The organism is Rathayibacter sp. AY1F3 (assembly GCF_002931975.1).
GTDB lineage: Bacteria > Actinomycetota > Actinomycetes > Actinomycetales > Microbacteriaceae > Rathayibacter.
The window spans coordinates 47,323-60,163 of the sequence record NZ_PSVF01000012.1 but is presented as its reverse complement, the minus strand read 5'-3'; the positions used below and the strand labels follow the sequence as shown (position 1 = coordinate 60,163).

Sequence of the window (12,841 nt, the reverse complement as noted above, 5' to 3'; positions counted from 1 at the left end):
CAGCTTTCTGTAGCGATCAATAAAGAACGGGTGGCGAGGACGCTAGCACATTCCGTAGCGCCTGCTATAGATTGGTGGGCATGGCAGGACGACCGAGGAGCTTCGATCGCGAAGCGGCGCTGCGGACCGCGATGAACCGCTTCTGGAGCGACGGCTACGACGAGACGACGGTCGCGGTGCTCACCCGGGACATCGGCATCTCGGCCCCGAGCCTCTACGCCGCCTTCGGCGACAAGGACGAGCTCTTCGAGGCCGCCGCGGCCTGCTACGCCGGCACCGCGAACGCCGTGCTCGAGGAGCTGCTCGACCGGCCGACGGCGCGCGAGGCCGTCGCCGCCGTCGTCCGAGTCAGTGCGGAGGGGTACTCCGCGCCCGGCACTCCTGCCGGCTGCTTCGTGCTGAGCGAGCCGCGGCTCGAGGCCCGTCGCCGCGAGATGGAGGCGGTCGTCGCCGCACGAGTCGAGCGCGGGATCGAGGAGGGCGACGTGCCGCCGGAGACGGACTCCGGATCCGTCGCCGCCTTCGTCGTCGCCGTGCTCAGCGGGATGTCGACGCAGGCCCGCGACGGAGCACCGGCGGACCGCATCGCGGTCATCGGCGAGCTCGCACTCGGCGCGCTGCCGGCGGCCACGGGCGTGCGAGCCGCAGGGCGCACGCCGGGAGCTCCCGGATGAGGCCGCGTCGGCCCCGTCTCGGCCTCCTCGCCCTGGTCGTCGCGGGGCTGCTGCTGCTCCAGCCCGCCGCGGCCTCGGCGGCACCGCTGCTCCCTCCCGCGAACGGCATCCTCGACTACCAGCTGGGAGGCGCCTACGCTCCGGCGTCGAGCGTCACCATCGTCGACCGCGACCGCACGGACGCGCCCGCCGCCGGCCGCTACAGCATCTGCTACGTGAACGCCTTCCAGACCCAGCCCGGCGAGAGCGCCGCCTTCGCGAAGCGGCACCCCGAGCTCCTGGTGAGGCGAGCGGACGGGAAGCCCCTCGCCGATCCGGGCTGGCCGGACGAGTACCTCTTCGACGTCTCGACCGCCCCGAAGCGGACCGCTCTGCTCGCGATCGTCGGCGCCTGGATCGATGGCTGCGCCGAGGACGGCTTCGACGCCGTCGAGGCCGACAATCTGGACAGCTACACCCGCTCGGGCGGGAGGCTGACGAAGTCGCAGGCGCTGGCGTTCGCCACCCTCCTGACGGCGCGCGCTCACCGCTCCGGCCTGGCGATCGGCCAGAAGAACGGAGCCGATCTCGCCGCTGCCGGGAAGAGGACGGTCGGCTTCGACTTCGCCGTCGTCGAGGAGTGCCAGGTCTACGACGAGTGCGCGGCGTACACGGACGTCTACGGGCGCCAGGTCTACGAGATCGAGTACACCGACAACGGCCGGTCCGCCTACTCCGAGGCCTGCGCCGCGCAGGGCCGGAGCATCTCGGTCACCCTCCGCGACCGCGACGTCGTCCCCCGTGGCGCACCGGGCTACGTGAACCGGCACTGCTGACGCCGGGCGGACGCTACCGCAGGGCTCCCAGCACGACGGCCGCGGCGCGGGCGACCAGCGCGTCGTCGTAGTCCGCCTCGGGGTCGTTGCGCGTCGAGAGGATCGACAGCACGACCGCGTCCCGCCCGGGAGGCGTCACCACGGCGACGTCGTTGCGGATCCCGCCGGCGCCCCCGGACTTGTCCGCGACGCTCCAGCCGGCCGGAGCGCCCGCCCGGACGAGAGTGTCGCCGGTCGCGTTGCCGCTCATCCAGTCGAGCAGGAGCGCCCGGTCCTCCGCGGACAGCACGTCACCTGTGGCGACCGCGGCGAGGTCCGCCGTGAACGCGGCCGGGGTGGTGGTGTCCTCGGTGCTGCCGGGCTCGATCGTGTTCAGCGCGGGCTCCTCGTTCACCACCTCGGTGGTGGTGTCGCCGAGAGCCTCGAGTCCACGATCGAGGGCGGAGGGTCCGCCGAGGCGCCGGAGCACGAGATTCAGCGCTGTGTTGTCGCTCCGGCGGACGGCCGCCTCGGCGAGCTGCGACAGCGGCAGGCCGGTGGCGGTGGTCTCCTCCGTGACGGGGGAGTAGCCCGCCGCCTCGACGTCGGCGACGGTCCAGGTGACCACCTCGTCCCGCTCGGCGGCGGGGACGGTGCGCAGGAACTCCGCCGCGGCGAGGGCTTTGAGGCTCGAGGCGAAGCCGAAGCGCTCGTCGGCCCGGTGATCGACCCGGCGACCCGAGCCGGTGTCGACGGCGCTGACGCCGATCCGGGCGTCGAACTCGTTCTCGAGCGCGGCCAGCTCGGCGGAGACGTCGATCGGAGGAGGGGTGGCGGAGGAGCCCGACGACGGCACGGAGGCGGACGACGGCGGCGCGACCGGGGTGTCCGCCGTGGTGGTGCACCCGCCGAGGGCCAGGAGGAGGGCGGAAGCCGCGAGTGCGCGGAGGGTCCGCGACGACCCTCTCGAACGGTTCACAGCGCGGAGTAGACGACGGAGAAGGCGACGGCGGCCGCCGCGGTGACGCCGAGCGCCGCGAGCGAGACGAGTGCCCGAGGCCTCCTCCGCACGACGGCCAGGACGAGGAAGCCCGCGCCCAGGACGATCTGGAGCCACCAGTACACCGGACTCGTGGTGTCGGCGACCGCGCCCAGCGCCCAGACGCCCTCGCCGATCAGCACGCCCGAGAGCGGCGCGACGGCCAGGACGCGCCACGTCCTCGAGCCGTGGAGGGTGAGTGCGGCGGCGGCCCCCAGGATCGGCCCGGCGGGGACGGCGAGCAGCCAGAAGACGTCCGTGAAGGGAGGCGAGTAGCCGAAGCCGCGCGCCGCGGTCACCAGGTCGTAGCCCTCGAGAAGCGCCCAGAAGCTCAGCAGGCCGAGCGCTGCCCCCGCTGCCGGTCGGGCGCCGCCGAGGCGCACGAGCGCGAACACGAGCATGGACCAGCCCCCGGAGGAGTTGGCGAACAAGCTCACCGACGGCGGGAGGGAGCCCTGCAGCAGGCTGGTGAGCCCGCCCAGGACGAGACCGCCGAGCAGGGCGACGAGCAGAGCACGCAGGAGAGGCGGGCGGGAGGCGGCAGGGGGCATGGGTCGATTCTCGGAGACGGCGGGCGGGTGCGGATCAGGGATGACCCTGATCTCGGGGTGCGGGGCCGATCACAGGTCTCCGGGGTGATCCGCGCCGCCCTGGTGCAGTTCTCCCCACCCCGGCTCGGCGGCTCCGGCGGCCGATACGATGGACCCCATGCCTCGGATCCGACAGTCAGATGTCGAGGAGGTCAAGGCGCGGGTGAACATCGGCGACGTGATCGGCGAGTACGTCACGCTGAAGTCGGCCGGCATCGGCTCGCTGAAGGGCCTCTGCCCCTTCCACGACGAGCGCAGCCCCAGCTTCCACGTCCGCCCGCAGGCCGGCTTCTACCACTGCTTCGGCTGCCAGGAGTCGGGCGACGTCTACAGCTTCATCATGAAGATGGACCACAGCTCGTTCAGCGAGACCGTCGAGCGCCTCGCCGGGCGGATCGGCTTCCCGCTGCAGTACGAGGACGGCGACGGCCGCGCGCCCGAGACCGGCGGGCGAGCGCGCCTCCTCGCCGCGAACGACGCCGCGGAGGAGTACTTCCGCGAGCAGCTCGCGACCCCGGGCGCCGACGTCGGTCGGCGCTTCCTCGGCGAGCGGGGCTTCGACCGCGCCGCCGCCGACCGCTTCGGCGTCGGCTTCGCACCCGACGGCTGGGACGGGCTCACGACCGCGCTCAAGCGCCGCGGCTTCTCGGAGGAGGAGCTGACCACGGCCGGCCTGGTCAGCAGCAACAACCGCGGCGGCGTCTACGACCGCTTCCGCGGCCGCCTCGTCTGGCCGATCCGCGACGTGACCGGCCAGACCGTCGGCTTCGGCGCCCGCCGCCTCCTCGAGGAGGACAAGGGCCCCAAGTACCTCAACACCCCCGAGACGCCCGTCTACCACAAGTCCCAGGTGCTCTACGGGCTCGACCTCGCCAAGCGGGACATCTCCCGCGGGCACCGGGTGGTCGTCGTCGAGGGCTACACGGACGTCATGGCCTGCCACCTCGCCGGCGTCACCACCGCGGTCGCCACCTGCGGCACCTCCTTCGGCGTCGACCACATCAAGGTGCTGCGCCGGGTGCTGGGCGACGACAGCGGCGTCGGCGAGGTCGTCTTCACCTTCGACCCCGACGCGGCGGGCCAGAAGGCGGCGATGCGCGCGTTCCAGGAGGAGCACCGCTTCGCCGCGCAGACCTTCGTCGCCGTCGCGCCCGAGGGCCTGGACCCCTGCGACCTCCGCCTGAACCGCGGAGACGACGCCGTCCGCCGCCTCATCGACGACAAGAAGCCGATGTTCGAGTTCGTGATCCGGCAGCTGCTGGACCGCTACGACCTCGAGACGGTCGAGGGCCGGATCGCGGCCCTGCGCGCGGCCGCCCCGGTCGTCGCCGAGATCCGCGACCCGGCGCTGCGGCCCGGCTACTCCCGCGAGCTCGCCCGGATGCTCGGCCTGGACATGGCCGAGGTCAACTCCGCCGTGCGCTCCGCCGGATCCCGGCCCCGCTCCTCCGGACCCGAGGGCCGCGACCAGCAGGGCGGGCGGGGCGGCGGCGAATCGTCCGCGGCCGAGGCGCCCCTCGGCGCGCGCATCGCCGACCTCCCCGTCGACGTCGTCACGCGCATCGAGCGCGAGGCGCTGATGGCGATGCTCCAGCTTCCGCAGGCGATGGGTCCGGAGCTCCTGGCCCGGGCGGCGCACGCGGCGGTCACCAACGAGACCCTCCGCGTGGTCCGCGACGCCGTGGTCGCGAACCTCGAGCGGGCGGAGGACCGCGACTGGGTCGAGCACGTCGCCGACGACGTCCCCGGCCCCTTCGCCTCGCTGGTGCGCCAGCTCGCGGTGGCGCCGATCCCGGCCGCCGACGAGGAGGGGCTCGCCCGCTACTCCCGCGACGTGGCGATCTCGCTCATCGAGCGCGACCTGCTCCGCGAGATCGCCGAGCTGCGCGGGGCGCTCCAGCGCGCGTCCGCCGATCCGGTGATGGCGCGCGCGGTGCAGGTGCGACTGGTCGAGCTCGAGCGCGAGAAGCGGGCGCTGCGCACGGAGTGAGCGTGTTGCGGTCGTGTGAAGAAATCGGCCGCACGCCCGTGCCGGTTCGGAGAGCGCTTCCAACTGTGTTACCTATGAGGAACAGCAATGCGGGCGTCCAGTGTCGTGACGCCACAGCCCACAGGAGATCTGTGTGCCGAGAGTCCGCGCGCCCGGAGCGCGCCCGCATCCCATCCTTGACAGGAAGAGGCAGACGGAGATGAATTCCGCATCCACTCGCGGCACCTGTGCACTGGCCGCCGCCGCAGGCTTCGCCGCGGTCGCGCTCGTGCTGACGGGCTGCGCCGCCGGCGGGAACGACTCGTCCGGCGGCAGCGCCGGAGGGGCCCTGACCATCGGCACCACCGACAAGATCACGACGCTCGACCCCGCGGGCTCCTACGACAACGGCTCGTTCGCCGTGATGAACCAGGTGTTCCCGTTCCTGATGAACACCCCCTACGGCAGCCCGGACGTCGAGCCCGACATCGCCGAGTCGGCGGAGTTCACCGCTCCCACGGAGTACACCGTGAAGCTGAAGGAGGGACTGAAGTGGGCCAACGGCCACGACCTCACCTCCTCCGACGTGAAGTTCTCCTTCGACCGCCAGGTCGGCATCGCGGCCGAGAACGGCCCGTCCTCGCTCCTGGCGAACCTCGACAGCGTCGCGGCTCCGGACGACACGACCGTGGTCTTCACGCTGAAGTCCGAGAACGACCAGACCTTCCCGCAGATCCTCTCGAGCCCCGCCGGCCCGATCGTGGACGAGGAGGTCTTCTCGGCCGACGAGCTGACCGCGGACGCCGACATCGTCTCGGGCGACGCCTTCGCCGGCCAGTACACGATCGCGAACTACGACGTGAACAACCTCATCCAGTACAAGGCCTACCCGGACTACCAGGGCGTGCTCGGCGAGGCGAAGACGGACACCGTCAACGTCAAGTACTACGCGGACTCGTCCAACCTCAAGCTGGACATCCAGGAGGGGAACATCGACGTCGCGTTCCGCAGCCTCTCGGCGACGGACATCGACGACCTCCGCGGCAACGACACGGTCAAGGTCGTGGACGGCCCCGGCGGCGAGATCCGCTACATCGTCTTCAACTTCGACACCCAGCCCTTCGGCGCGACGACCGGCGAGGCCGACAGCGCCAAGGCCCTCGCCGTGCGCCAGGCCGTCGCCGACCTGATCGACCGCGACGAGATCGCCGACCAGGTCTACAAGGGCACCTACACCCCCCTCTACTCCTACGTCCCCGCCGGCCTGACCGGCGCGGTCGAGCCGCTCAAGTCGCTCTACGGCGACGGCAACGGCGCGCCCGACGCGGACAAGGCGAAGGCGACCCTCGAGGCCGCCGGCGTCACCGCTCCGGTCACCCTGAACCTGCAGTACTCGAACGACCACTACGGTCCGTCCTCGGGCGACGAGTACGCGCTGATCAAGGACCAGCTGGAGTCGACCGGCCTCTTCACCGTGAACCTGCAGACCACGGAGTGGGTGCAGTACTCGAAGGACCGCTCGAGCGACGTCTACCCGGCCTACCAGCTCGGCTGGTTCCCCGACTACTCCGACGCCGACAACTACCTCTCGCCGTTCTTCATCAAGGAGAACTTCCTCGCGAACCACTTCGACGACGCCGAGGTGCAGAGCCTGATCGCGCAGCAGGTCTCGACCACCGACGCCGACGCGCGCACCGCGCTGATCGAGCAGATCCAGGAGAAGGTCGCGGCGCAGCTCTCGACCGTCCCCTACCTGCAGGGCTCGCAGGTCGCGGTCGTCGGCAGCACCGTGAGCGGAGCCGAGGACACCCTCGACGCCTCGTTCAAGTTCCGCTACGCGGCACTCAGCAAGGGCTGATCCACCCCCCTCGCGGCCGGCGCCTCCCCGACAGGAGGCGCCGGCCGTTCTCCACGAAAGGCATCACGTGACGACAGCCACGACGGCTGCGGCGACGGCGCCCACCCGGCGACCGCGCGGCTCCGGGGGCGGACTCGGGCGCTACCTGCTCGTCCGCTTCCTGCTCATCATCCCCACCGTCTTCATCCTCGTGACGCTGGTGTTCCTCCTCATGCGCTCCACGGGCGACCCGATCACGGCGGCCCTCGGCGGCCGCCTGACCGCCGACCAGCTCGCCGAGCGTGTGGCCGCCGCCGGCTACGACCGGCCGCTGATCGTGCAGTACCTCGAGTACCTCGGCAAGCTGCTGACCGGCGACTTCGGCACCACTCTGAGCGACAACCGCCCCGTGACCGAGGTGCTCCTCACCTACGGCGCCGCGACGGTCGAGCTCGCCTTCTACGCCCTGATCGTGGCGTTCCTGGTCGGCATCCCGCTCGGGATGCTCGCCGCCTACCACCGCGACCGCACCCCCGACGCGGTGCTGCGCATCTTCGCGATCCTCTGCTACGCGACTCCGGTGTTCTTCGCGGGCCTGCTGCTGAAGCTGGTGTTCTCCGTCTGGCTGAAGTGGTTCCCCGTCGCCGGGCGCGCCTCGACGAGCACCGAGCTCTCGCTCCAGTTCCTCGAGAACAAGACCGGCATCTATCTGATCGACGCGATCCAGACCGGCGACCCGGCCGCGATCTCGGACGTGCTCTCGCACGCGGTGCTCCCCGCCGTCGCGCTGGGCCTGCTCACCGCGGGCATCTTCCTGCGCCTGGTGCGCACCAACGTGATCGGCACGCTCGGCACCGATTACGTGGACGCGGCGCGCTCGCGCGGCGTCAGCGAGTTCCGGCTCGTCCGCACCCACGCCTACCGGCCGGCGCTCATCCCGATCATCACCGTGATCGGCCTGCAGATCGCCCTGCTGCTCGGCGGCGCCGTCCTCACCGAGACCACCTTCGAGTGGAAGGGCCTCGGCTTCCAGCTCGCCGAGTACCTCCAGGCCCGCGACTTCGTGGCCGTGCAGGGCATCGTCGCCCTGCTCGCCGTCATCGTGGCGCTGACCAACTTCATCGTCGACGTCATCGCGGCGCTCATCGACCCGCGAGTGAGGTACTGAGCATGAGCACCACCTCCCCGGCGCGTCCGCGCCGCCGTCTCGTCGACCGTCTGCCGGTCGTCCACCAGCTCCGGCAGAGCGTCGGCCTCCAGCGGGGGATGCTCGTCACCGGCCTGATCATCACCGGCGCGTTCATGCTGGTGGCCCTGTTCGCGCCCCTCATCGCGCCCTACGGATACTCGCAGCTGCGCTCGGGCGGCGAGTCGTTCGGCGCGCAGGAGCCGCCGAGCGCGGAGCATCTGCTCGGCACCACCGTGGGCGGCTACGACGTCCTCTCGCGAGTGATCTGGGGAGCGCAGACCGCGTTCCTCGTGATCGTCGTCGCCGTGGTCCTGTCGATCTTCCTCGGCGTCTTCCTCGGCCTCGTCTCCGGCTACCTGGGCGGCTGGCTCGACCGCGTGCTCGTCGTGATCTGCGACGCGATCTACGCGTTCCCGACCCTGCTGCTGGCGATCGTGATGTCGATCGTCATCTCCGGCGGGCAGTCGAACCTCTGGGCCGGCATCTTCGCCGCGGCGGTCTCGATCACCGTGGTCTACATCCCGCAGTACTTCCGCGTGATCCGGGCCGAGACAGTGCGGATCAAGGGCGACGCCTTCGTCGAGTCGGCGAAGGTCATCGGAGCGTCGACGCCGCGGATCATGTTCCGCCACGTCCTGCGGAACGCGACGCGCACGCTGCCGCTGATCTTCACGCTGAACTCCTCCGAGGCGATCCTGACCCTCGCGGGCCTGGGCTTCCTCGGCTTCGGCATCGAGCCGACGTCGGCCGCGGAGTGGGGCTACGACCTCAACAAGGCGCTGTCGGACGTCACGAGCGGCATCTGGTGGACCTCGGTCTTCCCGGGCCTGGCGATCGTGCTCGTGGTGCTGGGCATCACCCTCGTGGGCGAGAGCCTGAACGACCTCGCCGACCCGCGCCTGCGCGGTCGGCGCGCGGTGGCCGCCGGTGCCGGCGACGTCGCCGCGACGTCCGTCGTGCCGGGCGGCGTCCTCGCCGCCGACGGCCTGGAGACGCCGGGGCACGACCCCGTCGCCGGAGTGGAGGAGACGCGATGAGCGACCAGCGCATCGTCCGGGACGCCTCAGCGCGTCCGATCGTGGACATCACCGACCTCGAGGTCGCCTTCGCGAGCGACCGCGGCGCCGTCCGCGCCGTCGCCGGGGTGAGCCTGCGCGTCGAGCGCGGCGAGGTCCTGGCGATCGTCGGCGAGTCCGGCAGCGGCAAGACCGTGACCGCGAAGACCATCCTCGGCCTCCTGCCCGAGACGGCCACCGCCTCCGGAGTGGTCCTGCTCTCGAAGAAGGACGGCAGCGCGGCGACCGACGTCGTCTCCGTGCCCAAGGCCCGCCTCCGGGAGCTGCGCGGCACCGACGTCGCCATGGTCTTCCAGGAGCCGGGCACCGCCCTCAACCCGGTCTTCACGGTGGGCTGGCAGATCGCGGAGGGACTGCGCGCCCACGGCTCCGTCTCGAAGAAGGAGGCGCGCAGGCGCGCGATCAACGTCCTGCGCACCGTCGGCATCCCGGAGCCGGAGAAGCGGGTCGACTACTACCCGCACCAGTTCTCGGGCGGCCAGAAGCAGCGCGTCGTCATCGCGATGGCCCTGGTCCTGGATCCCGGCCTGATCGTCGCGGACGAGCCGACCACCGCGCTCGACGTGACCGTGCAGGCCGAGATCCTCGACCTGCTCCGCCGGTGCCGCGACGAGTTCGGCACCTCGATCGTGCTGATCACCCACAACATGGGCGTCGTCGCCGATCTGGCCGACCGCGTCGCCGTGATGTACCAGGGCGAGCTGGTCGAGGAGGCGACGGTCTCCGAGCTGTTCTCGGCGCCGAAGGCCGAGTACACGAGGAAGCTCCTCGCTGCCGTCCCGCACGTGGGCCAGGGCGTCGAGCGCGCCCGCGTCCGCGCCGTCGAGCGCGCCGAGGCCCCCGAGGCCGAGACGCTCGTCGCCGCCGAGGGCCTGCGGATCCAGTACCCCGGCCGGCTCGGCCGTCCCGGCTTCGTCGCGGTCGACGGCGTCTCGCTGCGCATCCGCGCGGGCGAGGTGCTCGGCCTCGTCGGCGAGAGCGGCTCGGGCAAGACCACCATCGGGCGCGCCATCGCGGGCCTGACGCCGGTGACCGGCGGGTCGCTGAAGGTCCTCGGCAAGGAGATGCGCGGCATCCGCGAGCGCGCCTTCCGGCCGGTCCGCGGCGACATCGGCTTCGTGTTCCAGGACCCGGCGTCGAGCTTCAACCCGCTGCTCACCATCGCGGAGTGCGTGGCCGAGCCGCTGATCGTGCACGGGCGGGCCGGCGACGCCGCCGGGGCGCGCTCGCGCGTCGACGAGCTCCTGGAGGCGGTGCAGCTGCCCCGCTCCTACGGCGACCGCTACCCGCACGAGCTCTCCGGCGGCCAGCGCCAGCGCGCCAGCCTCGCCCGGGCCCTCGCCCTCGAGCCGAAGCTGCTGATCGCCGACGAGCCCACCTCGGCGCTCGACGTGTCGGTGCAGGCCCGCGTGCTCGAGCTCTTCGCGGAGCTGCAGCGCGAGTTCGGCTTCGCCTCCCTGTTCATCAGCCACGACCTCGCCGTGGTCGACCTGCTCGCCGACCGCATCGCGGTGCTCTACCGCGGCGAGCTGGTCGAGGAGGGGACGGGGGCCGAGGTGCTCGCCGCGCCGAAGCACCCCTACACGCAGCGCCTGCTCGCCTCCCTGCCCGTGCCGGACCCGGTCGAGCAGGCCTCGAGGCGCGAGCTCCTGCGCAGCATCGTCGAGGCGGAGCGCCGGGCGTGAGCCGGACCGCCGAGGATCCGGCCCCCATCGTCGTCGACGACCTCAGCGTCGAGTACCCGCCGCGCGGCATCAGCCGCCGGTGGACGGCGCTGCGGGGAGTGAGCCTCCGCGTGGAGCCGGGGGAGGTGCTCGGGATCCTCGGCGGCAGCGGCTCGGGCAAGTCCACGCTCGCGCGCGTGCTCGGCGGCGACGGCCTGGGGCACGACGGCGGCCGCACGCGTCCGGTGATCATCGGAGGGGACGCGACGGTCGCGGGGCACCGCCTCCGCTCGCTCCCCGCCCGCGAGCTCAAGCGCTTCACCGTCGACGTCGCGCATCTCGCGCAGGACGCCGGTGCGGCCCTCCGCCCCGAGCTGACCGTCTCGGAGCTGATCGCCGAGCCGATCTTCCTCCGCGACCGCCACTACGACCCGAAGGCCGCGGCGGTGCGGGTGGCGACGCTGCTCGACTCCGTGCACCTGCCGCTGTTCCTGCTCGACCGCTACCCCTACGAGCTCTCCAGCGGCCAGCGCCAGCGCGTGGCCGTGGCCCGCTCGCTCGTGCTCGGGCCGAAGGTGCTGATCGCCGACGAGCCGACCTCGGGCATCGACGCGACGGTGCGCGAGTCGATCGTCGACCTCCTCGCCGACCTGCGGCGCCGGGAGGGATTCGCGGCCGTCGTGGTCAGCCACGACATCGACGTGTTGAGCCGGGCGACCGACCGGATCGCAGTGCTGGTCGGCGGCGAGGTCGTCGCGTACGGGCCGCTGCTGGACGTGCTGATCGAGGCGCGGCACCCCTATGTGCGCGAGCTCGGAGCGGCCTTCGCCGAGTACGAGCGCTTCGACGCCTCCCGAGCGCAGCGCGTCGAGGCGGCCGACCAGTGACCGTCCCGCGCGTCGCGGTGCTCCCGCGGCCGAAGCCGGTGTTCGCCGAGGCGGTCGAGTCGGGCGGGGGAGTGGTCGTCGGACTCGACGAGAGTCCGGACGCGCTGCTCTGGCTGTCCTACGGCCGCACGGACGAGCTGGCCGCGGTGCTGGAGGAGCACCCGTCGATCCGCTGGGTGCAGCTGCCCTGGGCCGGCGTCGACGTCTTCGCGCCCGTGCTCGCCGCGTCCCGCGCGGACGTGGTCTGGACCAGCGCCAAGGGCGCCTACGCGGAGCCGGTGGCGGAGCACGCGCTCGCGCTGGTGCTCGCCCTCCTGCGCTCGCTGCCGGAGCGGGCGCGCGCCGCGTCGTGGGGGTCGAAGAAGGCGGTCACGCTGCATCGCGCCTCCGTGGTGATCCTCGGAGCAGGAGGGATCGCTCGCGAGCTCCTGCGGCTGCTCGCCGTCTTCGACTGCCGGGTGACGATCGTCCGCCGCGGAGACGAGCCGGTGGAGGGCGCCGCCCGCACCCTGCCGGCGTCGCGGCTCGCCGAGGCCGCGGCGGACGCCGACGTGCTGGTCCTGGCCGCCGCCGCCACCGCGGGCACGGAGCGGATGGTCGACGCGGGTCTGCTCGCGCGGCTCCCCGCCCACGCCGTGCTCGTCAACGTCGCCCGGGGGAGCCTCGTCGACACGGACGCGCTCGGCGCGGCCCTCGCCCAAGGCCGTCTCGCGGGCGCCGCGCTCGACGTGACGGACCCCGAGCCGCTGCCGGACGGGCATCCGCTCTGGAGCGAGCCCCGATGCCTGATCACGCCCCACAGCGCGGACACCCCCGAGATCACCGCGCCGCTCCTGGCCGAGCGCGTGCGCGCCAACGTGGCCGCCTGTGCCGCCGGCGGGCCGTTCGTCGGCCGCGTCGACCCGGGCTCCGGCTACTGAGTGCGCGCCCGATTTTGCGTTCGCGGAGAGTTTGCTAAAGTAGTACCGCGCTGATCGCCTCCGGGTGGTCGGATGATCCTCGATAGCTCAATTGGCAGAGCAATCGGCTGTTAACCGGTAGGTTCTTGGTTCGAGTCCAAGTCGGGGAGCGAAGGGTCCGGGACTCCACTCTCGGGCCCTTTTTTCGTGCCCGCGAGCGGTC

General features: G+C 72.2%; 11 protein-coding genes and 1 tRNA gene. 10 read left to right on the top strand and 2 right to left on the bottom strand.

Features of this window, described 5'->3' with window-relative positions; all coding sequences use genetic code 11:
* Positions 1-80: 80 nt before the first annotated feature.
* Together C5C39_RS09100 and C5C39_RS09095 are read left to right on the top strand one after the other, a co-directional pair.
* Positions 81-674, top strand: coding sequence for a TetR/AcrR family transcriptional regulator (locus tag C5C39_RS09100; RefSeq protein WP_104353196.1), 594 nt, complete (start codon positions 81-83; stop codon positions 672-674).
* Entirely contained in the window at positions 671-1,489 is an 819-nt protein-coding gene (locus C5C39_RS09095) for an endo alpha-1,4 polygalactosaminidase (protein ID WP_104353177.1), read from the top strand. Before C5C39_RS09100 ends, C5C39_RS09095 begins: the two co-directional genes overlap by 4 nt.
* Positions 1,490-1,502: 13 nt before the next feature.
* Here C5C39_RS09095 and bla read toward each other — a convergent pair whose 3' ends face one another.
* Positions 1,503-2,447: a class A beta-lactamase gene (gene bla, locus C5C39_RS09090; protein WP_104353176.1), complete on the bottom strand. Its 945-nt coding sequence runs from the start codon at positions 2,445-2,447 to the stop codon at positions 1,503-1,505.
* A complete protein-coding gene (locus tag C5C39_RS09085; RefSeq protein WP_181136357.1) occupies positions 2,444-3,058 on the bottom strand; it encodes a DUF6518 family protein in 615 nt (204 codons plus the stop codon). Before C5C39_RS09085 ends, bla begins: the two co-directional genes overlap by 4 nt.
* Before the next feature lie 157 nt (positions 3,059-3,215).
* Between C5C39_RS09085 and dnaG the strand changes: the two genes are divergently transcribed.
* The 8 genes from dnaG (at position 3,216) to C5C39_RS09045 (ending at position 12,788) form a co-directional block, all read left to right on the top strand.
* Complete coding sequence (gene dnaG / locus C5C39_RS09080) at positions 3,216-5,087, top strand: DNA primase (RefSeq protein WP_104292601.1); 1,872 nt, start codon at positions 3,216-3,218, stop codon at positions 5,085-5,087.
* Between the two features lie 199 nt (positions 5,088-5,286).
* On the top strand, positions 5,287-6,924 hold the full coding sequence (locus C5C39_RS09075; RefSeq protein WP_104353175.1) for an ABC transporter substrate-binding protein: 1,638 nt from the start codon (positions 5,287-5,289) through the stop codon (positions 6,922-6,924).
* 67 nt (positions 6,925-6,991) lie between these two features.
* Positions 6,992-8,071: an ABC transporter permease gene (locus C5C39_RS09070; RefSeq protein ID WP_104223444.1), complete on the top strand. Its 1,080-nt coding sequence runs from the start codon at positions 6,992-6,994 to the stop codon at positions 8,069-8,071.
* A 2-nt stretch (positions 8,072-8,073) separates the two neighbouring features.
* Entirely contained in the window at positions 8,074-9,129 is a 1,056-nt protein-coding gene (locus C5C39_RS09065; RefSeq protein WP_104353174.1) for an ABC transporter permease, read from the top strand.
* Positions 9,126-10,853 carry an ABC transporter ATP-binding protein gene (locus C5C39_RS09060; protein WP_104353173.1) on the top strand — a complete coding sequence of 576 codons (1,728 nt, stop codon included), beginning with the start codon at positions 9,126-9,128 and terminating at the stop codon, positions 10,851-10,853. The genes C5C39_RS09065 and C5C39_RS09060 overlap by 4 nt, the downstream gene beginning before the upstream one ends.
* Positions 10,850-11,719 carry an ATP-binding cassette domain-containing protein gene (locus tag C5C39_RS09055; RefSeq protein WP_104348343.1) on the top strand — a complete coding sequence of 290 codons (870 nt, stop codon included), beginning with the start codon at positions 10,850-10,852 and terminating at the stop codon, positions 11,717-11,719. Before C5C39_RS09060 ends, C5C39_RS09055 begins: the two co-directional genes overlap by 4 nt.
* On the top strand, positions 11,716-12,639 hold the full coding sequence (locus tag C5C39_RS09050) for an NAD(P)-dependent oxidoreductase (protein ID WP_258075801.1): 924 nt from the start codon (positions 11,716-11,718) through the stop codon (positions 12,637-12,639). Before C5C39_RS09055 ends, C5C39_RS09050 begins: the two co-directional genes overlap by 4 nt.
* A gap of 76 nt (positions 12,640-12,715) precedes the next feature.
* Positions 12,716-12,788 (top strand) — tRNA-Asn (locus C5C39_RS09045).
* Positions 12,789-12,841 lie beyond the last annotated feature (53 nt).